At 69.4% G+C, this 25,099-nt stretch carries 22 protein-coding genes and 2 pseudogenes; 10 read left to right on the top strand and 14 right to left on the bottom strand.

Annotated elements, in window-relative coordinates; translation table 11 throughout:
* The first annotated feature begins 19 nt into the window (after positions 1 to 19).
* A complete protein-coding gene (locus tag V1633_RS36395) occupies positions 20 to 760 on the top strand; it encodes a helix-turn-helix domain-containing protein (RefSeq protein WP_331218737.1) in 741 nt (246 codons plus the stop codon).
* 9 nt (positions 761 to 769) lie between these two features.
* Here the strand turns inward: V1633_RS36395 and V1633_RS36390 are convergent, their stop codons facing one another.
* Both V1633_RS36390 and V1633_RS36385 read right to left on the bottom strand, forming a co-directional pair.
* The gene (locus tag V1633_RS36390) at positions 770 to 1,096 is read right to left on the bottom strand and encodes a hypothetical protein (RefSeq protein ID WP_331218736.1); all 327 of its coding nucleotides are present in this window, start codon (positions 1,094 to 1,096) and stop codon (positions 770 to 772) included.
* Positions 1,097 to 1,624: 528 nt separating this feature from the next.
* Positions 1,625 to 1,972 (bottom strand): annotated as a pseudogene (locus V1633_RS36385) (ADP-ribosylation/crystallin J1); the annotation flags it as partial.
* Between the two features lie 292 nt (positions 1,973 to 2,264).
* On the opposite strand from V1633_RS36385, the gene V1633_RS36380 reads away from it, so the two are divergent.
* Together V1633_RS36380 and V1633_RS36375 are read left to right on the top strand one after the other, a co-directional pair.
* On the top strand, positions 2,265 to 3,452 hold the full coding sequence (locus V1633_RS36380) for a hypothetical protein (protein WP_331218735.1): 1,188 nt from the start codon (positions 2,265 to 2,267) through the stop codon (positions 3,450 to 3,452).
* Between the two features lie 72 nt (positions 3,453 to 3,524).
* Entirely contained in the window at positions 3,525 to 3,992 is a 468-nt protein-coding gene (locus V1633_RS36375) for an SRPBCC family protein (protein ID WP_331218734.1), read from the top strand.
* A 319-nt stretch (positions 3,993 to 4,311) separates the two neighbouring features.
* On the opposite strand, the gene V1633_RS36370 is transcribed toward V1633_RS36375, so the two are convergent.
* From V1633_RS36370 to V1633_RS36325, 10 genes are all read right to left on the bottom strand, one after another.
* Positions 4,312 to 5,553 carry an iron-containing alcohol dehydrogenase family protein gene (locus V1633_RS36370; protein WP_331218733.1) on the bottom strand — a complete coding sequence of 414 codons (1,242 nt, stop codon included), beginning with the start codon at positions 5,551 to 5,553 and terminating at the stop codon, positions 4,312 to 4,314.
* Positions 5,553 to 6,392: an ABC transporter ATP-binding protein gene (locus tag V1633_RS36365; protein WP_331218732.1), complete on the bottom strand. Its 840-nt coding sequence runs from the start codon at positions 6,390 to 6,392 to the stop codon at positions 5,553 to 5,555. Before V1633_RS36365 ends, V1633_RS36370 begins: the two co-directional genes overlap by 1 nt.
* Positions 6,392 to 7,171: an ABC transporter ATP-binding protein gene (locus tag V1633_RS36360; protein WP_331218731.1), complete on the bottom strand. Its 780-nt coding sequence runs from the start codon at positions 7,169 to 7,171 to the stop codon at positions 6,392 to 6,394. The genes V1633_RS36365 and V1633_RS36360 overlap by 1 nt, the downstream gene beginning before the upstream one ends.
* A complete protein-coding gene (locus V1633_RS36355) occupies positions 7,168 to 8,151 on the bottom strand; it encodes a branched-chain amino acid ABC transporter permease (RefSeq protein WP_331218730.1) in 984 nt (327 codons plus the stop codon). Before V1633_RS36355 ends, V1633_RS36360 begins: the two co-directional genes overlap by 4 nt.
* Positions 8,151 to 9,035, bottom strand: coding sequence for a branched-chain amino acid ABC transporter permease (locus V1633_RS36350; protein ID WP_331218729.1), 885 nt, complete (start codon positions 9,033 to 9,035; stop codon positions 8,151 to 8,153). The genes V1633_RS36355 and V1633_RS36350 overlap by 1 nt, the downstream gene beginning before the upstream one ends.
* Before the next feature lie 12 nt (positions 9,036 to 9,047).
* A complete protein-coding gene (locus V1633_RS36345) occupies positions 9,048 to 10,217 on the bottom strand; it encodes an ABC transporter substrate-binding protein (protein WP_331218728.1) in 1,170 nt (389 codons plus the stop codon).
* A gap of 130 nt (positions 10,218 to 10,347) precedes the next feature.
* Positions 10,348 to 11,829, bottom strand: a complete 1,482-nt coding sequence (locus tag V1633_RS36340; RefSeq protein WP_331218727.1) for an NAD-dependent succinate-semialdehyde dehydrogenase — start codon at positions 11,827 to 11,829, stop codon at positions 10,348 to 10,350.
* A 5-nt stretch (positions 11,830 to 11,834) separates the two neighbouring features.
* A complete protein-coding gene (locus V1633_RS36335; RefSeq protein WP_331218726.1) occupies positions 11,835 to 12,800 on the bottom strand; it encodes a MaoC family dehydratase in 966 nt (321 codons plus the stop codon).
* Positions 12,793 to 13,623 (bottom strand): citryl-CoA lyase, encoded by an 831-nt coding sequence (locus V1633_RS36330; protein WP_331218725.1) that lies wholly within the window; start codon positions 13,621 to 13,623, stop codon positions 12,793 to 12,795. Before V1633_RS36330 ends, V1633_RS36335 begins: the two co-directional genes overlap by 8 nt.
* The gene (locus tag V1633_RS36325) at positions 13,620 to 15,737 is read right to left on the bottom strand and encodes an acetate--CoA ligase family protein (protein ID WP_331218724.1); all 2,118 of its coding nucleotides are present in this window, start codon (positions 15,735 to 15,737) and stop codon (positions 13,620 to 13,622) included. Before V1633_RS36325 ends, V1633_RS36330 begins: the two co-directional genes overlap by 4 nt.
* A 286-nt stretch (positions 15,738 to 16,023) precedes the next feature.
* Between V1633_RS36325 and V1633_RS36320 the strand changes: the two genes are divergently transcribed.
* A complete protein-coding gene (locus V1633_RS36320; RefSeq protein ID WP_331218723.1) occupies positions 16,024 to 16,539 on the top strand; it encodes a MarR family winged helix-turn-helix transcriptional regulator in 516 nt (171 codons plus the stop codon).
* A gap of 184 nt (positions 16,540 to 16,723) precedes the next feature.
* Here the strand turns inward: V1633_RS36320 and V1633_RS36315 are convergent, their stop codons facing one another.
* Positions 16,724 to 16,933, bottom strand: coding sequence for a hypothetical protein (locus V1633_RS36315; protein ID WP_331218722.1), 210 nt, complete (start codon positions 16,931 to 16,933; stop codon positions 16,724 to 16,726).
* A 41-nt stretch (positions 16,934 to 16,974) separates the two neighbouring features.
* Here V1633_RS36315 and V1633_RS36310 point away from each other — a divergent pair.
* A pseudogene (locus V1633_RS36310) lies at positions 16,975 to 17,136 on the top strand (transposase); the annotation flags it as partial.
* A gap of 446 nt (positions 17,137 to 17,582) precedes the next feature.
* Here V1633_RS36310 and V1633_RS36305 read toward each other — a convergent pair.
* Positions 17,583 to 18,512 (bottom strand): LysR family transcriptional regulator, encoded by a 930-nt coding sequence (locus V1633_RS36305; protein ID WP_331218721.1) that lies wholly within the window; start codon positions 18,510 to 18,512, stop codon positions 17,583 to 17,585.
* 285 nt (positions 18,513 to 18,797) lie between these two features.
* Here V1633_RS36305 and V1633_RS36300 point away from each other — a divergent pair, with 285 nt between their 5' ends.
* From V1633_RS36300 to V1633_RS36280, 5 genes are all read left to right on the top strand, one after another.
* Positions 18,798 to 19,139 (top strand): hypothetical protein, encoded by a 342-nt coding sequence (locus V1633_RS36300; protein WP_331218720.1) that lies wholly within the window; start codon positions 18,798 to 18,800, stop codon positions 19,137 to 19,139.
* Positions 19,140 to 19,222: 83 nt separating this feature from the next.
* Positions 19,223 to 20,845: a fibronectin type III domain-containing protein gene (locus V1633_RS36295; RefSeq protein ID WP_331218719.1), complete on the top strand. Its 1,623-nt coding sequence runs from the start codon at positions 19,223 to 19,225 to the stop codon at positions 20,843 to 20,845.
* 593 nt (positions 20,846 to 21,438) lie between these two features.
* Positions 21,439 to 21,897, top strand: a complete 459-nt coding sequence (locus V1633_RS36290) for a (2Fe-2S)-binding protein (RefSeq protein ID WP_331218754.1) — start codon at positions 21,439 to 21,441, stop codon at positions 21,895 to 21,897.
* Entirely contained in the window at positions 21,894 to 22,877 is a 984-nt protein-coding gene (locus tag V1633_RS36285) for an FAD binding domain-containing protein (RefSeq protein WP_331218718.1), read from the top strand. Before V1633_RS36290 ends, V1633_RS36285 begins: the two co-directional genes overlap by 4 nt.
* On the top strand, positions 22,874 to 25,030 hold the full coding sequence (locus V1633_RS36280) for a xanthine dehydrogenase family protein molybdopterin-binding subunit (protein ID WP_331218717.1): 2,157 nt from the start codon (positions 22,874 to 22,876) through the stop codon (positions 25,028 to 25,030). Before V1633_RS36285 ends, V1633_RS36280 begins: the two co-directional genes overlap by 4 nt.
* Positions 25,031 to 25,099 lie beyond the last annotated feature (69 nt).

The following is a 25,099-nucleotide window of genomic DNA, read 5'->3' as shown; positions in this document are numbered from 1 at the left end:
ACGGTAACGATCACTGTTCGTGGTTGTTGGACTGTTGTACCGCCTGCTGAACGTGCTGGTGTCCTGGCTCGTTCTGCTGTCCCGTTCCTCGGCGTCGAAGGACGCGGAGATCCTTGTGCTGAGGCACGAGGTTGCGGTGTTGGGCAGGGCGAATCCGAAACCACGGCTGGCATGGACGGATCGGGCGATCCTGGCCGCGCTGGCGCGGATCATGCCGAAGGCGCTGCGCGCCCATCGGATCGTCACCCCCGGCACGCTGCTGCGCTGGCACCGTCGGCTGCTGACCGCCAAGTGGCGCCAGCCCAGGCCAGCTGGCCGTCCGCCGATCGGCAAGGACTTGATCGCGCTGATCGTGCGGCTGGCCGCCGAGAACCGCACCTGGGGTGTCGTCCGTATCCAGGGCGAACTACGCCGCCTTGGACACCGCGTCGGCGCGTCCACGATCCGCCGGACCCTGCGTACCCACCACATCCCGCCACCAGCGCGACGCGACGAAACCTGGCGGACGTTCCTGCGCGCCCAAGCCGACACACTGCTGGCGATCGACTTCTTCCATGTCGACACCGTCACGCTCAAGCGGCTCGTCCTGGACCGCTACGTCGATCACTACAACGCCGGGCGCAGCCACCAAGGCCAGGGCGTAGGGCTACGCGCCCCCGATGACAACCCAAACGCGATCCCGTTACCGGTCCCCATCGGCCGGATCCGACGCCGCCGCGTCCTCGGCGGGCTGATCAACGAATACCAGACCGCAGTGTAAAAGTCCTGATCAAGCCAGCAACCTAGTTTTGGACCAGGACAGGCTGGCCGCCTGCACGAGCTGGCCATCGGTCCGCTGCACCTGCGCGCCCGCCACGTCCTGGAAGACTCGGGTTCGGTCGGCTGGAACGACAAGCGCGACGTCTATCAGGCCGCCGCTGCTGTCGCCGAGCTTTGTCCGGCGGTTTTCCGCGCCCTGCTCGGCAGCTATCACGCCGTCTACGGCAGCCTTGCCCCGGCCGAGGCCCTGGCCCTGCTGGACAGCCTGCACCTGCCCACCGACACCGAACACCTGCCACGGCTGCGCGCGGTCCTGCGCAAGGGGGTCGAGAACCACTACAAGGACCCCGCCGCCTGGCAGGCGTGACGCGTTGCACGGCCGACCTCCAACGCCCATAGACACGCTTTGTTAGAACATCCCAGCCATCCGGATCTGCCGCGAGGTGCGCATCCGACCGCTCGCCGGTGTCCGCTAAGCCCCGAAGTCGAACGCGAAGGTGCCCGCCTCGATGTGGTCGACGAGCTCGCCAACATCATCGGCTTGCCGGATAGCGCTGTCCCATCCGCTGCTGCTGATGTCAACCAACAGCACCGGTGCGGGGTCGCTGCGCAGGTCGAGCACGAGCTGTTCACGGGCTCCGCCACCACCGATGATCGCGATGCCGGGGTGGGAGTCGGTGCTCTCGTCCCATGCGTGGTGCAGCTCAAGCATCTCGCTGGGGGTGTTGAGCCACACATAGGCTCCGCTTGTCATCCACCCTCGCCGGAACCACGACGCACCCTGCAGGTAGGCCCGCCACTTGGCTGGTAGCGCTGTGCCCAGCGCGTGGTGTGCGTCGGTGAACTCCTGATCGCTCACGGGACCGCGGTAGTCAGCCTCTTCGGTGATCGCGCCGACGATGTGGGCGTTGAGATCGGCAAGCTCCACCGCAGGAATCCAGTACTCCAACACGTCGCGGCCGCCAACCTGATGAACCTCGTAACGGTCCAAGTGGGCACGCTGGACCTCAAACCGCGTCACGTACCCGACCCCACCAGCCGGGACGTTCCACTCGCGGGCGATCTTTGTGGCATACCAGCGGTTGAGTACCGGATAGAAGATCGGCTGGTCCGGCAGGCGTGGTGGCCAAGCACGCCACCCAGACGCCGCGACCAGATCGAGCTCGGCCTGCCCGGTGGGTCGCCACAGGCTGATCGTGTCGGAGGAGTCGATGGGTCTTGCTCCCTGCAACCATGGTTAGGGCCCAGTCGTGGCCAGCCACGCCTGCAACTCTGAAGCTGTCGACCCCGCACGTTACCGCGACCGTCACGCCGATACACATGGAGCCCGGCCGCACGAATCTGCCGCGATCCGTGCACTACCCCGGGTCACGTCGAGCTGGCTTGGATGCCATCCACGCCTGCCCTGAAAGGTTGGGTGTCACCGGAAGTCGTCCGACTCAGTCGGAAAACCTGCCCCGGCCTGGGTGCGATCGTGTAGCGCGCCCACGGACTAGGGTCGGCTCGTGTCTGTCCCCCTGCGCTGGCGCCTACTCGACGAGCGAAGCGGCGTCACCCTCACTGACTGCACGGACATCGACGGGTTGTTCGTCGACCGCGTGTTCCCGGTCGAGCCGTTGTACGAGCGCTACACCCTGGTGAGGTGCGCGCCGTCCGGACCGCTGCTCGCCGCGATCGACGGCACCGGGCCGGCCTGGTTCGGCAACCTTGTTGTCGAGGGCGCCCACATCCCCGGCCGGCCGGTGAGCGAACGCTGCGGGAACCAGTGCCGGGACTGCTACGAGATTAGCGAGGAACTGCTCGACGTTCGGGTCGTTGGCCACCGGCCCGCCGTGGACGACCCCGGCCTGCTCGACATCGAACTCGAAGGCCACCGCCGCGACGACGACAACAACCGCGGCGGCACGGTCCCGCCCGCCGTCTTCGGCTACCGGCTCATCGTGTGGCCGTCGATCAGCGGGGCGACGGAGGGAACGTCGGCCGGCGAGTGCCGTGACATCGCCGGTCTGTTCCACGAGCGCCCGGATACCTGGCCGCCCGGTCCGCCGCTGACCCTGCTGGGCTGCCGTCCGGGGCTCACCGGATCATTCGAGGCCGAGCTGGCCCACGTGCGCGTTGACGGTACGGCCCACCCGATGGGCTGGGGACAACGCGTGTTCGGACGCGTCGTGGCCACCCGTCCGTCCGCCCTCGGTGACGACCTCGTCGACGTCACCTTGGATGCGCGAATCCCGGAGCCGCTGGCCGCCAACGACCACCCGTTCTGGGACATGTGGCGTACGGGCGGACCCAGCGAGCCCAACCGGTGGGCGACGCTTGATCGCAGCGATCGTTACCTCTGGGTACGGGCCGCCGCAATCCACCGGAGCCACGTCCCCGACAAGCCCGCAGGCCGGGTCTACCACCTGGACGGACGCTATGTCACCGACTACGACGCCTTCTACTGCGCTATCGGCGAAGCGATCAACGGGCCTGGCGGCTGGTTCGGCGGCGACCTGTTCTGGCTACACGAGAACGCCGCCACCGGCGACGGCGGCGCCACCCCCGGCTTCCACCTCATCTGGCACAACTCCCAGATCGCCCGCACCCACCTGATACCCGGCTACGACCACAAACGCTGGCTGCCCGCCGTCACCTTCGACGACCTCGTCCGATGCCTCACCGAAGACGGCGTCAAACTCGAACTAAGCTGACGGAGAGCTGCGAAACAGCTATTCAATCACCGGGCCCCTCAACACGAATCAACTTGGGGCTAGCCTGTCGACGTGCCGGCGTCGATCGAGATCGTGTCTCTCATTCATGCTGACCCGGGCGTGGTGTTCGACCTGGAACTTGATGTGGACGTGCATGCTGCATCCCTGCCCGGCAGCCAGGAGACGGCCAAAACCAGCAGCGGTCGACGCCAACTCGCGCTCGGGGACGAGGTCACCTTCCGCGCCCGGCACTTCGGTGTGCGCTGGCGCATGACCAGCCGGATCACCGTCTACGAACGTCCGCACCGCTTCGTCGACGAACAGACACGGGGACCCTTCCGCGTTTTACGCCACGAGCACCACTTCGAGGACCTCGATGGCTCTGGAACGCAGATGACCGACCGCATGACCATCAGCGCCCCGATGGGCCCGTTGGGCGCGGCGGTGACCCGGGCACTGATCGCGCCGTACCTACGACGCCTGCTGAAGCGGCGGGCAGCCCACATCAAGTGCCTGGCGGAAGCCCGCCGCAGGGCGTGACGATCACGCGAGGCAACCGCACCTGCCACAGTCCGGGTGGGGTGGGGTCAGTCGACGGCCGTAGCCCGCCCGGCATCGCTGGCCGAATCGAACGTGCTGCACGTAGGCCATGGTGGCACCTCGGACTTCCCGCTCCAGGTCAGATGAACCAGTGCCCATCGGCCGCCGATCCTGAGCAGCACATCATCGCGGGCATCAGACCGCCCGACGACGGTGAATGCCATGCCGTACAGCACATGACCAGGTGAGACTTCGCGGAGCAGTTCCTGGGTGATCGCCTGGACCTGAAGTCGCTCGGCTCGCACACTAAGGTGGAAGATCAGGCTGGGCGCGCTTCATCCGCGATCCCACCGTCGCCCGTCCCGGTCAACGTCGCCGCGAACGCCGCGCCGAGATCGCCGGCACGCATCGCCGGCACGAGCCGTCGCAGGGCGTCGACGGTCATCGGCGTCGGGTTGTTCGCGCGCGGGTACTCCGTGACGCACCGCTGTGCGATCCGCTCGTCGGCGTCCTCGCCGATACCCAGCTCCGCGAGTGTGGTCGGCAGCTCCAGCCGGCCGAGCAGTGCCTGTACGGCGTTCGCCGCGTCGACGAGGTCGTCGCCGCGTCCCGAGGTGAGGGCCCGGGCGAGGGTACGGGCGCAGTCCGGCTCCAGCCCGCTCGCGTTGAAGGCAATGCAGTACGGCAGCGCCAGCCCCGACGACACACCGTGCGGTACGGATCGCTCGTGCGCGACACAGTAGGCGAGCGAGTGCCCCAGCAGCACACCCGCGTTGAGCGCCTGGCCCGACAGGTGCGACGCCCAGAGGCAGGCCGCGCGGGCCTCGACGTCACCGCGGGCGGCCGCCTCCAGGTTGCCGACCAGCAGGGCGATCGCCGTCCTGGCGTGGTGCACGGTCATCGGCGAGCGGTCGGTGGACATCAGCGCCTCGGCGGCATGTGACAACGCGTCCATTCCGGTGATCGCGACGGTCCGTCCGGGCAGCCCGTCGAGCAGGGCCGGATCGAGCACGACCGCCGTGGCGACGTACCCGGCGGTGGCCGAGATGCGTTTCGCCCCGGCCACCGTCACCATCGCCGCCCGGGTCGCCTCCGAGCCTGTGCCGCAGGTCGTGGGCACCATGACCAGCGGGGCGACGCCGCCGGGCGGCGCGACCGGGCCGAGCCAGTCGGCAGCGCCGCCGGCGTTCTCCAGCAGCAGCGCGATCATCTTGGCGGCGTCCATCACTGACCCACCACCGGCCCCGACGACGACATCCGCCCGGACCTCCCGGGCGCGTACCGCCGCCCGGTCGATGCGGTCGTCGTCCGGTTCGGCGCCGAACCCGCCGACGACCGTCACCCGGTACACCGCACTCAGCGCGTCGAGCATCGGCGCGAGTAGTCCGGCGCCCGCGACGGCGTCGTCGACCGCGACGAACACCGAGGCGCCATCGGGCAGGCGCAGCCGGGACGACAGCACCCGGGCGATCAGTCCGGCACTGCCCCGGCCACTGACCACCGTGGCCGGCGCGATGAACTCGGCCATCGTTCCGCTCGCCGGCAGGAACATCGTCTCCATCAGATCCCCTCCGCTTCCCCGGACCGGGCCGGCACGGCCCGCTCCGCCTCAGGCCGTACGCGGGATTCCGGCACCGGATCCGGCGGCGTGGAAGCCGTCGGGCGCGGCCGTCGGGCTCCCGAGTACAGGTCGCCGATGCTGTCCCGATCGATGCCGGTGGTCGGGCCGTGCCAGACGATCCGCCCGCCGTTCAACACGTGGATGTCCGAGCAGGTGCGCTCGACCACCGAGAAGTTCTGCTCCACCAGGAGGACGGTGATGCCGCGCTCGTTCAACGTGCGGATCGCCTCCACCAGTTCGGAGATCAGCTTCGGCGACAGGCCGGCCGTGGGTTCGTCGAGCAGCAGCACGTCACAGGTCGCCATGAGGCCGCGGGAGACCGCCAGCATCTGGCGTTGGCCGCCGGAGAGGTTTCCGGCCGGATCACCGAGCCGCCCGGCCAGGGCCGGGAAGATCTCCAGCACCGACGTCCGCGCCTCCTCGTACGGGGTGGCCCGCCGGCCGGTGAGCCAGGACAGCCGCAGGTTCTCGGCGACCGACAGCTCCAGCACGGCGGCCCGCTCCTGCGGCACCATCGCCAGGCCGAGCCGGCGCCGCCTGGCCGGGGAGAGCCGGTCGGCGACCTGCCCGCCGATCGACACCCCGCCCGTGGTCCGGACGAAGCCGGCCGCGGCCAGCAGCAGCGTCGACTTCCCGGCGCCGTTCGGGCCCAGCACACCCACCGCGCTGCCCCGCTCGACCCGGAGCGAGACGTCCTTCGCCGCCGCCACGGAACCGTGGTAGGCGGAGAACCCGGTCAACTCCAGTGCCGCCGGCAGCCGTGTCGGATCGTTCCTCATCACGCCACCTCACCCAGGTACCGTTCGCGGACCTCGTGCGAGTCCAGGACCGTGGCCGCGTCCCCACGGGCGAACTCCGCCCCCTGGTCCATCGCGACCACGGTGTCGGCCAGCGACCGGACCAGTTCGAGGTTGTGCTCCACCAGCAGCGCGGCGACCGAGGCCGCCCTCAGTTTGTCGATCTCGTCGGCGAGCCGCCGCTGCTCGACCGAGGACAGCCCGGCGAACGGCTCGTCGAGCAGCAGCACCCGGGCGCCGGAGACCATCGCGCGGGCGATCTCGACCAGACGCTGCTCCCCGAGACTGAGTTCGCCCGGGTTGTCCTGGGCGAGTCGGTCGAGCCCGAGCGCCGCGAGTGCCGTGACCGCGCGGTCCCGTCGGTCCCGCGCGCCCCGCGACAGCCCCGGCCCGCCGAGCATCTCGAACCACCGGCGGCGCACGTCGCCGGCGACCGAGCCCATGGCGACGTTCTGCCACACGGTCAGCTCCGGGATCAGCCGCGGTGTCTGGAAGGTACGCACGATGCCGAGCCGGCTGCGCTGCGGGGGCGACAGCGGGGCGAGGTCGACGACGTCGTCACCGAACCGCACGGACATCGTCGCCACCGTGACCGGCACGAACCCGGACAACCCGTTGATCGCGGTGCTCTTCCCCGCGCCGTTGGGCCCGATCAGGGCCACGATCTCGCCGCCGGTGACGTCGAGGCTGAGCTGTGCGACCGCGACGACGCCGCCGAACCGCACGGTCATCTCGCGTACGGAGAGCTGAACGGTACTCATCCGGTGCTTCCTCTCGCCGCGTGGATCCGCCCGCTGGCCCAGGTCACGATCTGGTTGAGCCCACGCGGCATGAACAGCGCCACGAAGGCGAGCGCGACGCCGTAGAACACCAGCCGGTACTCGGCGAGTGGCCGGAGCAGTTCGGGCAGGGTCACCACGACCACCGCACCGAGCACCGGTGCCCAGCGCCAACCCCGACCGCCGATGATGGCGATGGCGATCAGCCGGATGGAGGTCTCCATCGACATCTGGTCCGGCCCGATGTAGTGGACGAGTTGGGCGAGGAACGCTCCCGCGATCGTGACCGGCACCGAGCTGATCATGAAGGCGAGCAACCGTATCCAGGAGACCGACAGACCCAGCGACTGGGACGCCGGCACGTCGAACCGGGTGGCCAGCATCGCGGCGCCGAGCGGCGACTCCCGCAGGCTGCTCTGCAGGTAGTACGCCACGGCGAGCACCAGGCCGGACATCACCAGCACCTGCCCCGGCCCGGCGAACCCCGGCACGGCGATCTGCTGGATTCCGCTGATTCCGGCGTACCCGCCGGTGATCGGGGTTGCGTTCTGCACCAAGACCACCGAGAGGAGGCCGATGGCCAGGGTCGTGATGCCGAAGTAGTAGCCGACGACGCGGAGCGTGACCAGCACGATGAGCGCCGCCACCAGCAGCGAGACGAGGATCGGGAGCACCAGCGCCAACCCGACCCCGCCGGACTCGGTCAGCCTCGCCCAGCCGTACGCGCCGATGGCGAAGAAGACGACGTGGCCGAGCGAGACCAGTCCGGTGTACCCGACGAGGATGTTCAGTCCGACGCCGGCCAGCGCGAAGATCGCGGTCATCGCGGCGATCTGGGCCTCGTGCGGGCCCAGCACCGCCGCCAGCAGGATCGCTCCGAGGGCGATCGCCGCCGCCTCGCCGAGGTACACGCCCTGCCGGGTCACCCAGGGCACCCGGGGAGCACCCGGTGTCGTCGCCATCAGACCACCCTCGCCTTGACGCCGCGGCCGGCCAGGATGCCCTGCGGCAACACCAGCAGCACGGCCATGATGAGAAGCGGCGCGATCGCCTGCCGGGTGGCGGTGTTCAGGTACCCCGCCGCGTAGTTCTCGGCGAGACCGATGATCACCCCGCCCACGACCGCGCCGTACGGGTGCCGCAGCCCGCCGATCATCGCGGCGGCAAACCCGCTGATCGTCAATGCCACGCCCATGCTGGCGCTGACCAGCAGCACGGTGCCCAGCAGTACGCCGGCGAACACCCCGACGACGCCCGCGAACACCCAGCCGACCACCGTCAGCCGGGCGATCCGCACCCCCGACAGCCGCGCGGCGTCGACGTCGGCGGACATCGCCCGCATCTGTAGCCCGATGTCGGTCTTCTTGTAGAAGACGAAGAAGGCGGCCATCAGCAGGCCGGCGGCCAGCAGGATCGCGAGGTAGTCGAACGAGATGCTGAACGACTCCAGTCTGATCGCCTGCGCGGTGACCGGACTCGTCAACCGGTACGTCTCGGAGCCCAGCACGTTGTTCGCGAGGTTCGCCAGCACCGTCGAGACGCCGATGGTGCCGACAATGATCAGGTCGATGTCCCGGCGCCGGGCCAGCGCGGGCCGGACGAAGAGCAGGCCCAGCAGCACGCTGGCGACCAGGACGATCGCGACCGCCTCGAGGAACCCGGCGAGGTACCCGCCGCCAGCGGTGGTGCGGACGGCCACGAACAGCGCCGCGACCATGACCACGTCACCCTGGGCGAAGTTGAGCACGCCGGTACCGTTGAACAGCGTCGAGATGCCGAGTGCCACCAGCGCGTAGCCGCAGCCGATGCAGAGCCCGATGATCGTGAAATAAAGTAGCTCAGTCATCTCCGGGTGCGGTCAGACAGCGACCGTCTCTCCTGTCTTCCAGAGCCGGAACGCGAGGTCGTCGGCCTTGATCGGCGCCCGCTCGGTCAGGTTCCACGGCGACCTGCCGCAGGCGAGACCCTCGATCGCGGTGGCCTTCGACAGCCAGTCCTGCACGGCCTGCCGGCTGGTGCCGCCCTCTTTGAACGCCCGGATCAGCACCGTCATGGCGTCGTACGCGGTCGCGCCCTCGAAGGTCAGCGGGTCCTCCGGGTACGCCTTCGCCCAGTTCTCCGCGAGGGTACGGCTGGCCGGCGAGTCGTCGCCCAGCGGCGTCATGAAATAGAGCCCGTCGGCGTCCTTGCCGGCGATCTCGCCGACCGCGATGTCACCGGCGGCCACGTTGCCGACGATCGGCACCTTCCACCCGATCTCGGCCCTGCCCTTGACCACCGCCGCGTACGGGGTGCCGAAGCTGAACATCGCGACGAAGTCGGGGTTCTTGCGGCGCAGCGACACGAGCTGCGGGGTGAGGTTCGAGGCGTTCGGCTCGAACGTCTCGGACCCGACGATCTCCAGGTCGGACTCGCCGAGGATCGCGTCGAGCTGCTGCTTGGCCGAGGTGCCGTACGCACCGGTGTCGGTGAAGATGCCGACCCGGCGGAAGTTGTTGCGGGCGGCGAAGTTGATGACGTTCTTGATCTGCTCCGAGTCCCGGGCGTTCACCTGGTACTGGAAGGGGTTCTTGATCGAGTTGCTCGCCCCGAACACGAACTCGGGCAGCCCGGCCGCCTGGACGGCGTTCGCCTGGGCGAGCGCGACCGGCGACGAGTGGGCACCGAACATGGCGACCGCGCCGGCCTGGGCGAACCGGGTCACCAGCGGTACGGCCTCGCTCGGGTTGTTCGCGTCGTCCTGATAGTCGACCTTGACGGAGATGTCGCCGAGATCGCCCGACTCCTCGGCCTGCTTCAGGCGCAGTTCGATGCCCTTGCGGTACAGGTTGCCGGTCCGCGACACCGCACCGGAGAACGGCAGCGCCACGCCGACCAGGACCTCGCCGGACGCCGACTGGGCACCGGAGGCGGTGACGCTGCCGGAGTCGAGGGAGCAGGCCGTCAGTGCGGTGGCGGCGAGTACCAGGGCCAGGCTGGTACGCGTTGTCGCGGAAATCCATCGTGGAGGTCGGCTGCGGTGGAACACCAGGTCTCCTATTCCGGCCAGCCGGTATGGCGGCTGACCTCTACGCCCGAGCCGGGCGGGTGGTGGAACGCAATCTCCGTGCGGCACCTTGTGCGCGGTGCCGGCGCTCATCCCCAGGAGCCGGACGCCGTCATCGCTTGATCGCGATGGCCTTCGTCTCGACGTAGTCCTCGATGCCCTCGGTGCCGCCCTCCCGGCCCTGGCCGCTGTTCTTGAAGCCGCCGAAGGGCAGCTCCGGCCGGTTCGGCATGGCGTCGTTGACTCCGATGACGCCGAACTCGAGCCGCTCCATGGCGTCCCAGAGCCGGTTGAAGTCCGCGCCGAACACGTACGCGGCGAGGCCGTACGTCGTGTCGTTCGCCCGGGCGACCACGTCGTCGCCGTCGTCGAACGGGTAGACGGGGAGCACCGGCCCGAAGGTCTCCTCGTGCGCGATCTCCATCCCCTCGTGCACGTCGGTCAGCAGTGTCGGCTCGTGGAAGGCGCCCTTGAGCCGGGGGTCGTCCGGCGTCCAACGGTTGCCGCCGACAAGCACGGTCGCGCCCTTGGCGACCGCGTCCTCGACGTGCCGCCGCACCTTGGCGAGGCCGGCGAAGTCGATCAGCGGACCGGTCGTCACCCCGGTGTCGAGCCCGCGCCCGACGCGCAGCGCGGCGATCCGGTCGGCGAGCCGACCGGTCAGGTCGGCCAGCAGGGAGCGGTGTACGAACAGCCGGTTGATCGAGATGCAGCTCTGGCCCGCGTTGGGGAACTTCGCGATCATCAGGTTGTCGACCGTGCTGTCGAGGTCCGCGTCGGCGAAGACGATAGCCGGCGAGTGGCCGCCCATCTCCAGGGAGACGCGCCGCAGCACGGCACCGGGCCGGCGGGCCAGGCTCAGCCCCACCTCGGTGGAGCCGGTGAAACTCACCTTGCGGATCCGGGGATCGTCCATGACCGCGTTGACGACCTCGGCCGGGCGCGAGGTGGTGAGGACGTTCAGTACGCCGGGCGGAAGCTGCTCGTTGATCAGTTTGGTCACCGCGACCGCGATCAGCGGGGTCTGCTCCGCCGGCTTGGCCACCACGGGCGAGCCGGCCGACAGCGACAGCCCGATCTTGCGCATCAGCATGCTCGCCGGGAAGTTCCACGGGGTGATCAGCAGCGCCGGGCCGACCGGCGAGGTGAGGACGACACCGCGGCCGTGGGCCGAGGACGGGGTGACCCGCCCGTACGCCCGGCGCCCCTCCTCGACACCCCACTCCAGCATGGCGGCGCCCCGGAGGACCTCGCCGAGCGCCTCGGCGTACGGCTTGCCGTTCTCGACCGACAGCAGCCGGGCCAGTCCCTCGGCGTGCGCCCGGATGGCCTCCACGGCTGCCCGCAGCCGCGCGGCCCGGCCCTCGGCGGGCTCGGTACGCCACCCGTCGTACGCGGCCACCGCCGCCTCGGCCGCGGCGTGGGCCTCCGGCTCGCCGGCGTCGGCGGCCCGCCCGACGACCTCCAGCGTCGCCGGGTCGAGTACGTCGAACGTCGTCTCCGCCGTCGTCCACTTCCCGGCGATCAGCAGGGTCCGGCCGGGCTCGCCGGGCAGCAGGTCGACATCGAACTCGGTGGTGGTGGGTTGACCCACGACACTCACTCCTCTTCCTGTGTCTGAGAACGCGTCCGCGGACGCGGGCGGTCCGGGTCCGCCCCGGCCGCGATGGATGTCGGATCGGTCGACGCCGGTTCGAGCACGGCCGCGCCGACCGTGGAGACCGCGCCTGCCTGGGACTGCCCGTACAGGCGGAGCCGCGTTCCGCCGTCGCCCGCGCCGGCCGGCTCGGGTACGACCCACACCGTGAAGTCGTCCCTGACCAGGTCCATCCCGCGGTACGAGGCCGACAGCTCCCGCAGCACGCTGCCGCTGCCGCCGTACTCCAGTGCGCCACGGGCCAGCCAGGCCAGCTTCAACAGGCCGTGCACGATGGTCCCGGGCAGTCCGCTGGACCGCGCGTAGGACTCGTCGTAGTGCGCCTCGTAGAGGTCCTCGGTGGCGACCGCGTACCGGACGACGTCGCGCGGGGACACGGTGGTGGTGAAGACCCGGACCGCACCCACCGGCAGTTCCGCCCCGCCCGGCCGGCCGGTCGTGCCGGGCCGCGATCCGGTCGCCGTCGTTTCGGGCGGCGCGGTCGCCGGGTCCGGGAACCGCCGGATCGCGGTGTACCGGAGGGTCGCCACCCGGGCCCGGGAGTCGGTCCGCCGGTACACCGTCTCGATGGTGTACAGCTCCAGCCGCCCGGTCCGGCCGGTCTTGACCTCGGCGTCGACCACCGTGGAGTTGCGGTCGAGTGCGTCCCCGACCCGGACCTCGGTGTGCCAGTGGCACGCGTTTCCGCCGTTCAGCCGGGCGGGTGCGTCCGGGACACCCAGGGCGAAGGCGTCCACGTACTGCGCGCTCAGGAAGGACGGTGGAACCAGCTCCGCCCGGCCGTCCACCGGCAGATAGGGGTGCTGGGCGAGTCCGGACACCTCCCGGACCCGCTCGGCCCGCCAGCGCTCGCAGCGGAACGGCGCCCAACCGGTGCTGTTGCCGACGATCGCCGAGGGGTCATGCATCGGAGCCTCCCCGCGGGGCACGGTCCTCGGGCAGCCAACTCGCCTCGCGCAGCGCGTTGCGTACCTGCGGGGCGATCGGCTGTTCGAGTTCCTCGTTGATGTGTGCGAGCAGTCCGGCGGTGCGGCTGACGATCGCCATTCCGCGGTGCAGGTTCCAGGGGATGCCGACGCCGAGCAGGATCGCCGCCGCCGCTCCGGTGGCGTTCACCACGAGCCGGCGACCGGCCCGCCGCTCGATCGCGGCACCGACCGCGGCCAGCCAACCGGTCTCCTCGGCCGCGACGTCCAGCTCGGTGGCGACCTGGAGCAGCCGGATCGCCCGTGGATCACCGCCGCGGTGCAGCCCGTGCCCGAACCCGGGCACCCGGCGGCCGCCGTCGAGGATCCGCCCGACCGCCCGCTCGGCCGCGACCCGGGCATCGGTGCCGACCCCTACCTCGGCGCCGATGCCGGCCAGGAGCTTGCCGGTCTGCTCCATCGAGCCGAGCAGCGAACTGCCCGCGCCCAGCACGCCGGCGGCCAGCGCGCCCTGGAGCGCGTCCGGCGCCGCCGAGTAGGTCAGCCGGGCGGCCAGGGCACTCGGCTGCATCCCGTGGTCGACCAGGCTGACCAGGACGGCGTCCACGGCGCGGACCTGTGCGCCCGACGGCCGCCGGCCGGTCACGGTGAGCAGCAGGGTCTCGGTGTACGACGTGTGCCCGATCAGCTCGTCGACCAGGTCGTACCGGCGCAGCTCGATCCGCTGGGCGTTCGCGTGTCCGACGTTGGTGGAGATGCCGAGGCCAGGGCGGTGCCGCACCGGCTCGGACCCAGTCTCGCTCATCGGCCGGCCCCGGTGGTGAAGGCCAGCGCGTCGAGCACCACGGTCCCGCCGTCGACCACCCGGATCGGGTTGCACTCGATCTCCCCGATCCCGGCCGCGCCGTGCCGGACGACGGCGTCGAGCCGGGTCAGCACGGCGGCGATCTCCTCGGCCAGCCCCGGTACGTCGACCGACGGCTGGGACTCGAACCGGGCCGCCAGCTTGAGCCGCCGTACCTCGTGCGCGACGTACGCCGGGTCGTACGGCGGCACCAGGGTGCGTACGTCGTCGATCTCGTTCGCCCAGATCCCGCCGCTGCCGAGCACGGCGCGGCTGCCGAAGGTGGCGTCGGCGAGCACTCCGACGATCAGCTCCGGCCCGGCCGGGACCTGCTCGACGACGAGCGCCTTCGTCATGCCGAACTGCCCGGCCATCCGCTCGTACGCCGCCGCCAGCCGGTCCGGGCCGTCGAGCCCGACCTCGACCGCGCCCTGCCGCGCCCGGTGGGCCAGGAAGGGCTCGACGAGCTTGAGTACGCACGGGTAGCCGACCTGCTCGGCCGCCGCCAGCGCGTCCCGCACGCCGCTGACCTCGACCCGCCGCGGCGTGCGTACGCCCAGCCGGTCGAGCAGCTCCATCGCCCGCGCCTCGTCGAGGCCCTGCCGCTGGCCGGTCCCGAGCCCGGTCAGACCGGCGCCGATCGCCTCGTCGAGGTCGACCGCCGGCGCCGGGCCGGTCCGGCCCGGCGCCTGCCGCTGGCCCTGTTGGCCGGCCCGGACGAGTCCCATCCCGCGCAGTGCCCGGGCCGGGTCGGCGCCGACCACCAGGCCGGCCTGGGCGGCCGCCAGGCGAATCCGGTCGCTCACGCCGAGCCAGGACAGCACGAGGGGGTTACGCAGCTCGGCGCGCGTCCGGACGAGGATGTCGATCAGCTTCTCCCCGAGGTACTCCATGCTGCCGAGGAAGACCAGCAACGTGTCGACCGAGGGATCGCGGTCGAGGATCCGCAGGGTGTTCGCCATCAGGTCGACGTCGTTGATCACCTGGGCGGTGAAGTCGATCGGGTTCGTCAGCCCGGCGAACGCCGGCAGTGCCGCCCGCAGGTCCCGCATCGTGTCGTCGGAGAGGTCGGTCAGCGGTACGCCGAACCGGTCGCACGCGTCCGACAGGTACGCGGCGGCGCCGCCGGAGTTGGTCGCCACCGCCAGCCCGTCGACCGGCGTGTCGATGGTCAGGGCACGGGCGACGTCGACCGCGTCGTCCATGCCGCGCAGCCGGACCGCGCCGAACCGGTCGAAGACGGCGTCGAAGGCACTGTCCACACCGGAAAACTGCGCGGTGTGCGACGCTACCGACCTGCTCCCCCGCTCGGAGGCGCCGGACTTCAGCAGGAAGACCGGCTTGCCCGCTGACTGCAACTCGCCGAGGGCGACCGCCAGCTGCTCGCCGCTCGCGACGCCCTCGACGTACCCGATCACGGATGAGGTCGCGGGATCGGTGGCGAGGTAGCGAAGGTAGTCGGGGAACGTCACGCCCGCCTCGTTGCCGGTGGCGATGACGTGTGAGAAGCGGCCGCCCGCCCAGTACGCCTCGGTCAACAGGTTGAAGGCGGTGCCGCCGCTCTGCGAGACGAGGGCCACCCCGCCCGCCTCGATCGCCGGCATGGTCTCCAGGGTCGTCGCGAACGTCGCGAAGGAGGAGTGTGCGAACGACGCGAGCCCCAGACTGTTCGGCCCGGCGAGCGCGATTCCGGCCGATTCGGCGATCCACGACAACCGCTCCTGGAGTGCCTTTCCGTCGGCGCCGGTCTCGGCGAATCCGCCGCCGAACACCACGGCCGCCCGCGCGCCACGCCCGGCCGCCTCTTCCAGCGCGGCAACCGCCGCCTCGGCCGGAATGCAGATGATGAACAGCTCGACGTCCGCCGGCAGCGAGGCGATGTCCGGATAGCAGCGCAGGCCCTGCACCGACTCGTACTTCGGGTTGACCGGGTAGATCGACCCGTGGTAGCCACGGTCGGCGAGTATGCGCAGCGGGCGGCCCCCGATCCGGTCCGGACGGTCCGACGCGCCGACGACAGCGATGCTCGACGGCCGCAACAGGTAGCGGATCGACTCGTACCGCAGAGTCTGCATGGGTTCTCCGTTCCGAGAGCGCACCGCCCGCAGCCAGGACGAACGGGGCCACGGCCGATGTTGATGATCGCCGAGTATGGATACCGGGTGTTGTGATTGTCAACAGTCTGACCCCAGGTCGGTCATCGGCGGGTCGGCAGCGACAATGGTGCGAGCCACCCGCGATCCCCGAGAGATCGATCCGGCCACCCCGCGCCGGCGCCACGGACATCGACCTGGACCCCGGCTCGGCGCCGGGCACGACCGGCCCGGGGTGGCCCGGATCCGGCGTGGCAAACTGGCGCGCATGGTGGAAGCGACCGCGGGCGGGGAGACGCTAGCGACGGATATGGTGATAACCGAGTTGCTCTCATTTCGGCTACACCGGGTGGTCAACGCATTCGAGCGCAGCGCGGCCCTGCTCTTCCGTCGGGAATTCGACGTCAGCCTGGGTGAATGGCGAGCCCTGGCGCTACTCGGCGGCGGAGTGGCGAGCACCACGAATCGCATCGCGCGACTCGCCGGCATCGACCCCGCTCAAATGAGCCGTATCGTCACAAAGCTCGTTGACCGCGGTTTCGTCGTCCGCTCCAGCGGCCCCGGCAACAGTTCGCCCATCTCCCTGACGCCGGCCGGCCAGCGCACGTACCGAGGTCTGATCGCGGCGGCGCGGACCCGGAACACCGCGTTTCTCTCCGCCCTCACCGAGGACGAGATCGTCCACCTCAACAGCGCGCTGGAAAAACTGGCGACCCTCGCGATCGCCATGGAACGGACCGGATCCGACCGCGAGGGCGGCACGAGCGCGGACATCACCCGGTGATTCCGGCGCCGCCGGAGCGCTCCGCGATCGGTCGGAGAAGGCGCGCCGGTGACGAGCGGGCCGGCCGGGCCTCCTGCCAGGCGGTCCGGGCGACTACCGCCCATCGGTCGCGCCGCTGTTCCATCAGGACGTGGGCGGCACGAGGTCTCCGGTAGTTACGGGTCCCGTTGGGACGACGAACCCGCTACCGGAGACCTCGTGGCGTGGAGGTCGCCCAGCCCTGGCCCATCAGTGCCTTCATCGTCTTGCCCTTGGTCCGGACCTGGTACGACGAGGTCAGGTCCGAGCCCGGGTACTGGTCGGTGTAGGGCAGGTTGTGGAAGGCGAAGGCGGTGCCACAGGGGCATAATTCGATAACCACGTTGCGGTTCGCCTCGTGCGCGGCCTCGTACACCGCCTTCCAGAACCGCGCGAAGCCCTCGGTCGACTCCTCGGGCCGGTCGTGCCCGTGCGGCGGCGCTCGACGACCTGGCCGAGAAGTGGGGCGACCGCTACCCAGCCGTGATCCGGCTCTGGGACAACGCCTGGTCCGAGTTCATCCCGTTCCTCGACTACGACCTCGAGGTCCGGAAGGTCATCTGCTCGACGGATGAAATCGTCAAGTCTCCGCCCGGGTTTTCGCGGGATTGTGTTTGCCAGTGCGCGACGAAGACCTCGTAGGCGCGTTCGGCTTGTTCGAGCACACTACCGCAGGCACGGGGTTACAACGATTTCTATCGATTTGTCATTCGAGCGGAGATGGCGCCTACATCCGGCTCAGTCCCAACAGGTTGGTGCCAGTCCCCCGACGTCCGAGCACCCACGGAGCACCCAGCGAGCTCCACCCCGACGGCCAAGGTCGTGCTACCGGGCACCAACTGGCCACAGATGGTCGGCGCGCGAACCACAATCCATGGCACGAACTCCGGCAACCCGCAATTCGCGTCACCGATGCCCTCACAGGCCCGACCAGGTAAGACCGTCGTACTAGTTTTGGCTCGCTACAGGCGTTTTGACGTGTTGATTTGTCCACTGAACGATGGTAAATGGCGATATGCCCCCTGTCATGAATCGACGCGGCCGGCCGGGCTGTTGGGTGTGGGACCGGTGAGTTGGGCCTGCGCGTACCTGCGGAAGGCGGCGACCAGGTGACTGCGGTCGTCCGCGCGGGTGGCGAGCGCGACGTGGGCGGGTTCGACGCCGTGCAGCGGAATCGAGGTGAGGTCGGGGCGGAGGCCCTTGATGTTGAGGCCGGCGGAGATGGCCACCGCCTGCCCGGCGGCGACGAGCTCGAATTTGTCCTCGGGGGCGTCGATGGTGGGCCCGTCGGGCGCGCGGCGCCCGTCCGGACGTGGATCGATGCGCCAGAAGGCGCTCCACTCCGGGCCGGCTTCGCGTAGTCGGGGTACCGGCTCGTCGGCGATGTCCTCGAGGGTGACCTGTTCCTTGCCGGCCAGCCGGTGGCCCAGTGGCACGATCACCACGCGCGGCTCGTCGTAGAGGATCGTGACGTGCAGTCGGTCGGTGGGGAACGGCAGCCGGCTGACCACCGCGTCGACCTGATGCTCCAGCAGCGCGGCGTGGATGTCGTGCCAGCCCAGATGCCGGGCGTGCACAGCGACGTCGGGATGCCGGTGACGCATCTCGCGTACGACCGGTGTGATGATGATGCCGGTGGTGTAGCCGACGGTGATGCGGCTGGGCTGGGCGGCGGCCTTGGTGCGCGCGACGGCCTGGGCCGCGGTGCGTAGTAGCGCTCTCGCCTGCGGCAGGAACACCTCGCCGGCCTCGGTCAGACGGCTGCCCTGCGGGGTGCGGTGCAGCAGCCGGGCGCCGAGTTGCTGTTCCAGGCGGTGGATCTGCCGGCTCATGGACGGTTGGGTGAGGTGCAGCGCCTCGGCGGCGCGGCCGAAGTGCCCGTGTTCGGCGATGACCGTGAAGCAGTGCACCAGCCGCAAATCGAGGTCCACCGGGGATGGCGGCGGTTCGGACATGTTCGAACGGTAGTCCTCGCGCCCGCGACCCGGCAATAGCGGTTCGACCGCTGCGAGCTGCGGTGATTCGCGATCTGTATCGCGCGATACGGAAGTGTCATTGGACCCGAGACCTCGTCCGACGGCAGGGTGGAGATACCGGCCGGCACCTTCTGATGTGCCCCGCCGAAGCCGGTCCGAATTCGAAGGAGTGCCACCGGCGTGCGCGTGTTCGCCATCGGTGTGCCTGGCCGGACTCGTCGACGACCACGCGCGTGGCACGAAGACATCCGTTGGAGGTTTGTCGTGACGATCCACCCACGAACCGGCCCGCCGCTCGCCGTGCGGAGGCGATGGTCGGCGCGTCGGACGCTGATTCCACTACTGGTCAACACACTGCTCGCCACCGCTGCCGTTGTCTCCACCCCGGTGTCCGCCGTCGCCTCCGACACCGGCTGTGCCCGGTTCGGCTCCTCCTTCGATCCGGAGCCGATCGAGGGTAGGTCCCTGAGTCAGGCTATTACGCGGCGGGTCCTGGGGGACAGCATCGGGGTCTGGCAGGCCAAGTGGTGGACCCAGGGCAACATCCCGGGCACCGGGCCGGACGCCGACCACGAGCCGTGGAAGCTGATCGGCCCGGCCAACTGACCCACCAGGGATCGGGGCGCCCTGCTGTCGTCCTCCACCGGAGAACCCGGCCGCGAGTCGACACCAACGAAACGGAGACGCAGTTGCTCACCTCACGACCAAGACACGCCTGGGCGACGGTCACCGCCGTCGCCGTCGCCACAACCGGTCTCGTCGCCATCGGTGGCGGATCGGCGTACGCCATGGATCCGATCGACGTCACGGACGTGCCCGGGGCGTTGACCGCCGAGTGGAACGACTGGGCCGGCGAGGAAGCCGACAAGTCCATCGACAACACTCCGTACTCGAAGTACTTCACCCTCCACTCCACGACCTGGCTGCAGTACCTGGCCGCAAATCCGACGACCGTGACCGGTTACCGGATCACCTCGGCCAACGACTTCCCCGATCGCGATCCGCGGAGCTGGGTCTTCGAGGCGTCACCGAACGGAACGACGTGGGTGACGCTGGACAGCCGCAGCGATCAGAGGTTCGTCGCGCGTCACTCGCGCAAGTCGTACACGTTTCCCAACACCACCGCGTACCACTACTACCGGCTACGAATCACCGCCAACGCCGGTGCGGCGGGCACCCAGCTCGCCGAATGGCAGATCCTCGGGACGACAACCGCGACGACCCCACCGCCGTCGGCGCCGAGCGGGCTGACCGCCCAGGTGGTCTCCGGCGACCAGATCGTCCTCAGCTGGCAGGACAACACCCGGTGGGAGACCCGCTACCGTATCGAGCGGTCGATCGACGGGACCAACTGGGACTGGTCACGCGACCTACCGGTCGGCACCACCCGGTTCCATGGCCTGGGGCTCGCCGGCAACACCCGGTACCACTACCGCGTCCGGGCGGAGAACGGCACCGGCCGCTCCGGGTACGCGACGGTAGACGCCACCACGGGGGATCCGAACCTCCCCGCGACCTGGCAGGAGCACTGGAACGAACACGTCCAGCCGCTGACGCGGACGACGTACAACGACGACGTCGGGGTCTACCTCGACCCGGACGTGGATCCGGCGCAGGCCGGCTGGCTCGACACCTTCACCACCGCCATGTGGCGGTACACCAGGCAGACCTACGGTTCGTTCAGCAACCCCCGGCTCGCCGCCATCTTCCACGAGGGCCGGTACGGCGGTGGGCATCCGGCCAATGTCTTCGACGGGCACCACGACCATCGCAACGTCATCGACATCGGCGTCGACAACTGGGACCAGGCGACCGACTGGCATCGGGACATCATCGTTCACGAGATCGGGCATATCGTCGAGGGCTCCTCCCTGGGAGTCCGCAACTCGCCGGCTTTTCCCATTTGGAATGACAGCGCCTGGTGCGAGATCTACGGGTACGACATGTACGTCAACCTCGGGATGACCGCCGATGCGGACCGCGCGTACCACCACCTCGTCACCGCCACCTACGACAATCCGCGCACCGACACGTACTGGTTCCGGGACTGGTTCTATCCGATCTGGCGGGACCACGGTAGAACCGCTCCGCTGACCAATTTCTTCGAACTGTTGGCCGCGAACTTCCACCAGCACAACGGGGCGTACGCCCGCGACCTCAACTGGGGCGAGTTCGTGCACTTCTGGAGCGGCGCGGCTGGCGTGAACCTAAAACCGCTGGCGACCACGGCATTCGGCTGGCCGGCCGAGTGGGAGCACCAGTTCGTCCAGGCGCAGCACGACTTCCCCGGTGTGACCTACCCGCAAGGCTGAGCTCGCGAGGAGCAAACGCTATAAGGAACGCATGCCCTGACTCGTGACCAGTACGTCTTGATCACACGACCGCAGGCGCCCGGAGGGGCTGCTGGTTGGCACGCGGTGGGATGGACCTGGCCGCGACGGGAGCGAAGGAGGGGAGTCATCCCCTCCTTCGGGAGCATCTGTTACCGCAAGGGCCACACGGCAGCGATGATGGCATGACCGCATCACAGACCAGTTCAGGCAGCGCCCAGCGCCTCGCCGTCGTCACGGGCGGTCTGCAAAGGAACGGCCGCCGTGCCGCCGCCCAGCGCCCTGGTGAACAACAGACCTCGTAATCGGCGGCGCCGGCGGCGTCGGTCCGGTCCCGCTACGAAAGGCGAAGCATGGAAACCTCCAGTGACGAGAACGCCTCAGCCGTAACAGACGGGGAAGTCGACCCCGATAACGGGGACCTCAGCCGCCGCACGTTTCTCATGTCCGTTACGGCGGCCGCAGCGGGTATGGCGGGGGCAACAGTAGGACCCGTCGCAAGTCCGGCTGTCGCCGGACCCTCGCACGCCACGGCCGCCCGGGCGTACACCGTCGCCGCCGGCGCGGCGGCCGAGATCACCCTGTCGGTCAACGGGCAGCGCCATGCGGTCACAGTGGAGCCGAGGGTGACCCTGCTGGACGCGCTGCGTGAACGCCTCCACATGACCGGCACGAAAAAGGGCTGCGACCGGGGCGAGTGCGGCGCGTGCACGGTGCTGTTGAACGGTGAGCGAATCAAGTCCTGCCTGACCCTGGCGGTCATGACGCAGGACGCCGAGGTCACCACCGTGGAAGGACTGGCGCGAGGCAATGACCTGCACCCTGTACAGGAGGCGTTCATCCGTCATGACGCGTTTCAGTGCGGCGCGTGCACGCCCGGTCAGATCATGTCCGCCGTGGCCTGTATCGACGAAGGTCACACGAGCTCCGAGGCCGAGATCCGAGAGTGGATGAGCGGAAACCTGTGCCGGTGCGCGGCTTACCAGAACATCGTCGCGGCTGTAGCCGACGCGGCAGAGGAGATCGGGCGGTGAGGGCGTTCGGGTACACAGTCGCGAAAGATCCGGCCGACGCGGTACGGATCGCCGCCAGGACACCGAACTCGACGTTCATCGCCGGCGGAACCGATCTGCTCAATCTCATGCGGGACGGAGCGGAGGTTCACGACCACTTGGTGGATCTGAGCCACCTGAACATCAACCGGATCGCTCTCGACTCCCGGTGGCTGCGCGTTGGTGGCCTGACCCGGATGCGGGAGGTCGCCGAGCACTCCGGGCTGAGGGGAGCGTTCCCGGTGTTGTCGGAGGCGCTGCTGGCCTCGGCTTCCCCACAGGTACGCAACATGGCCACGATCGGTGGGAACCTGTTGCAACGCACCAGGTGCGGGTACTTCCGTGACCCGGCCTCACCGTGCAACAAGCGCGCTCCCGGCAGTGGCTGCCCGGCGATCAACGGGAACAACCGCGGGCATGCGATTCTCGGTTGCAGTGACCACTGTATCGCTACGCATCCCTCCGACCTGGCGGTGGCGCTGACGGCGCTGGACGCATGGGTGCGTCTGCTCGGCCCTGACGGAGCCCGGGCCGTCCCCATGTCCGACTTCTACCTCCTACCCCGGTCGACCCCGGCGAAGGAGACGGTGATACGCAGCGGAGACCTCATCACCGGGGTGGACGTTCCACGCACGTCCCTGGCCACCCACTCGCGCTACCTGAAACTGCGCGACCGGGCGACCTTCGAGTTCGCTGTGGTGTCCGTGGCGGCCGCGCTCCAGTTGAGAGGCGGTGTCGTGCAGGACGTGCGACTGGCGTTCGGCGGGATAGGCACACGTCCGTGGCGGGACCCGCGCGTCGAGGCCTCGCTACGAGGCCGTCCGCTCACGGAGGCGGCGATCGACAACGCGGGCCGGGCCCTCGTCCGGGAGGCCACGCCGTACGAGGACAACAGGTTCAAGGTCCAACTCGTTCAGCGGGCGCTGGCGAGCGTCCTCGGCGATCTCGGAGGCATGCGATGACCGAGCTGGTCGGTCAGGGTGTGGAGCGGGTGGACGGCCGGGTGAAGGTCACCGGCGCGGCCCGGTACGCCGCGGACAACGAGTTGACCGACGCGCTGCACGGTTTCATGGTGATGAGCACGATCGCCCGGGGAGAGATCCTCGAGATCGACACCCGTGCGGCGCTGGCCCACCCCGGAGTCGTGGCGGTCTACACCCACCGCGACATGCGGAGGTTCACGATGCCGGCATTCCCGTACACCAAGGGCTTCGTGCCGATGCAGGATACCCGTATCCACCACAACGGGCAGCCGGTCGCCTACGTGGTGGCCGAAACCCTGGAGCAGGCACAGGAGGCCGCCAACCTCGTGCGCGTGCGCTACCGCGCCGAGGAGGCCGTCGTACGGCTGGCAGACGCGATGGACGAAGCGTTCCTGCCGCCCGCGTTCCGTGAAAGGGAGAACGAGTACGTCTGCGGTGACGCCGAGGCAGCTTTCGGGCAGGCACCGGTCCGGATCGAGCGGTCCTACAGCAGCCCGATGCAGCATCACAATCCGATCGAGCCCCATACCACCACCGCCGTTTGGAAGGACGACGAGCTGACTCTCTACGAGAGCGCACAGGGCGTCGTCTTCACCCGCATGATCGTGTCTCAGGCGTTCAACATCACCGATCTGACCAAGGTCCGGGTGGTCTCGCCCTACCTCGGCGGAGGCTTCGGCGCCAAGGGGCCCGTCTATCCCCACACTCTGCTCACCGCGGAGGTGGCGAGGCTCGTCGGACGGCCGGTAAAGCTGGTGCTGTCCCGGGCGCAGATGTACACCTCGAACGGCCACCGTTCCGAGTTCAGGCGCCGGCTGCAGGTGGGCGCGACCCGGCAGGGCGTGCTGACCGCGATCGTCGACACCTCGACGCAGCAGCTGAGCCGTACCGAGAACGGGGTCTACAACTTCAGCGATTCTACGATCAAACTTTACACCTGCCCGAACGTGCACGTTCGGCAGATGGGCGTCAAGCTGGATCTGCACACGTCCAGCTACATGCGCTCACCCGAGACGACTGCTCACTTCGCTCTTGAGACCGCCTTGGACGAGCTCAGCTACGAGGTCGGCATCGACCCCGTGGAGGTGCGGGTACGCAACCACACCACGATCGACCCGAGCGACCACCTGCTGGAGTGCTACCGGATGGGGACCAAGGCGTTCGGCTGGGAGCGGCGCGATCCCCGGCCGGGGTCCATGAGGGTTGGCGACGAGTACGTGGGCTGGGGCATGGCCACCGAGTTCCACAGCTTCAACTCGATCGAGTCCTTCGCCTCGCTCACCGTCGGGCTGGACGGGCGGGCGACCCTGCGGACCGCGAGCCAGGAGATCGGCACCGGCACCTACACCGTGCTGACTCAGGTCGCTGCCGATGGGCTCGGCGTACCGCTCGGCCACGTCACGACGCTGCTCGGCGACACCGAGTTTCCCCGTGCGTCGATCTCGGCGGGTTCGTCCACGATGCCGAGCGTGGTCGGTCCGGTGGATCAGGCGGCGAGGACCGCGAGAGACACCGTGGTACGTCGCGCTGTCGCCGACCCCCATTCCGATCTGTATGGCGTGCCGGCCGAGGACGTCGTCGTGGAGGACGGTCGGCTGTACGCCCGAGGCGACCGCCGTCGCCGTGACACCTTCCGTGGCGTCATGCGTCGCCGTGGCAGCGTGCTCGAGGTGCAGGGCGAAAGGCGGAACGTACCCGGACACACGTCTGGAGCAGTGTTCGTGGAGGTCCGGATACGGCCACGGGTCGGCGCGTTGCGGGTGAGCCGCGTCGTGGCCGTCTACGACGTAGGGCGGGTGCTCAACCGCCGGACCGCGCGCGGACAGGTGATCGGCGGCGTGACCTGGGGCCTGGGCTTCGCGCTGATGGAGCACACGATGGTGGATCCTCACACGGCCCGGGTCGTCAACCCCAACCTGTCCGCCTATCTGGTCCCGGTCTGCGCCGATGTCCCGTCGGTGGAAGCCCTGTTCGTCGATCGCGCGGACGACAACCACAAACCCTCACTTGGCGCACGCGGCTTTGGTGAGACACCCGGAACAGGGGTGCCCGCGGCGATCGGCAACGCGATCTACCACGCCACCGGCCTCCGCCTCCGGGATGTCCCGTTCACCCAGGACAAACTCTTGTGACCGACCCTCATATCAACGGAGTGGCCATGTCTCCCGGTTTTACGCCGATCCTTTCCTGCCCGGATCCTG

The organism is Plantactinospora sonchi, from assembly GCF_036422035.1.
In the GTDB taxonomy this organism is placed as follows: Bacteria; Actinomycetota; Actinomycetes; order Mycobacteriales; family Micromonosporaceae; genus Plantactinospora; species Plantactinospora sonchi.
This window is presented reverse-complemented; position numbering and strand designations above follow the sequence as displayed.

What these genes read in the sequence shown, in the direction of transcription:
- V1633_RS36325 (WP_331218724.1), bottom strand. Translation starts at nt 15,737, where the DNA reads ATGCAGACTCTGCGGTACGAGTCGATCCGCTACCTGTTGCGGCCGTCG.
- V1633_RS36320 (WP_331218723.1), top strand. Translation starts at nt 16,024, where the DNA reads ATGGTGGAAGCGACCGCGGGCGGGGAGACGCTAGCGACGGATATGGTG.
- V1633_RS36305 (WP_331218721.1), bottom strand. Translation starts at nt 18,512, where the DNA reads ATGTCCGAACCGCCGCCATCCCCGGTGGACCTCGATTTGCGGCTGGTG.
- V1633_RS36330 (WP_331218725.1), bottom strand. Translation starts at nt 13,623, where the DNA reads ATGAGCGAGACTGGGTCCGAGCCGGTGCGGCACCGCCCTGGCCTCGGC.
- V1633_RS36350 (WP_331218729.1), bottom strand. Translation starts at nt 9,035, where the DNA reads ATGACTGAGCTACTTTATTTCACGATCATCGGGCTCTGCATCGGCTGC.
- V1633_RS36370 (WP_331218733.1), bottom strand. Translation starts at nt 5,553, where the DNA reads ATGGAGACGATGTTCCTGCCGGCGAGCGGAACGATGGCCGAGTTCATC.
- V1633_RS36335 (WP_331218726.1), bottom strand. Translation starts at nt 12,800, where the DNA reads ATGCATGACCCCTCGGCGATCGTCGGCAACAGCACCGGTTGGGCGCCG.
- V1633_RS36355 (WP_331218730.1), bottom strand. Translation starts at nt 8,151, where the DNA reads ATGGCGACGACACCGGGTGCTCCCCGGGTGCCCTGGGTGACCCGGCAG.
- V1633_RS36365 (WP_331218732.1), bottom strand. Translation starts at nt 6,392, where the DNA reads ATGAGGAACGATCCGACACGGCTGCCGGCGGCACTGGAGTTGACCGGG.
- V1633_RS36360 (WP_331218731.1), bottom strand. Translation starts at nt 7,171, where the DNA reads ATGAGTACCGTTCAGCTCTCCGTACGCGAGATGACCGTGCGGTTCGGC.
- V1633_RS36280 (WP_331218717.1), top strand. Translation starts at nt 22,874, where the DNA reads ATGACCGAGCTGGTCGGTCAGGGTGTGGAGCGGGTGGACGGCCGGGTG.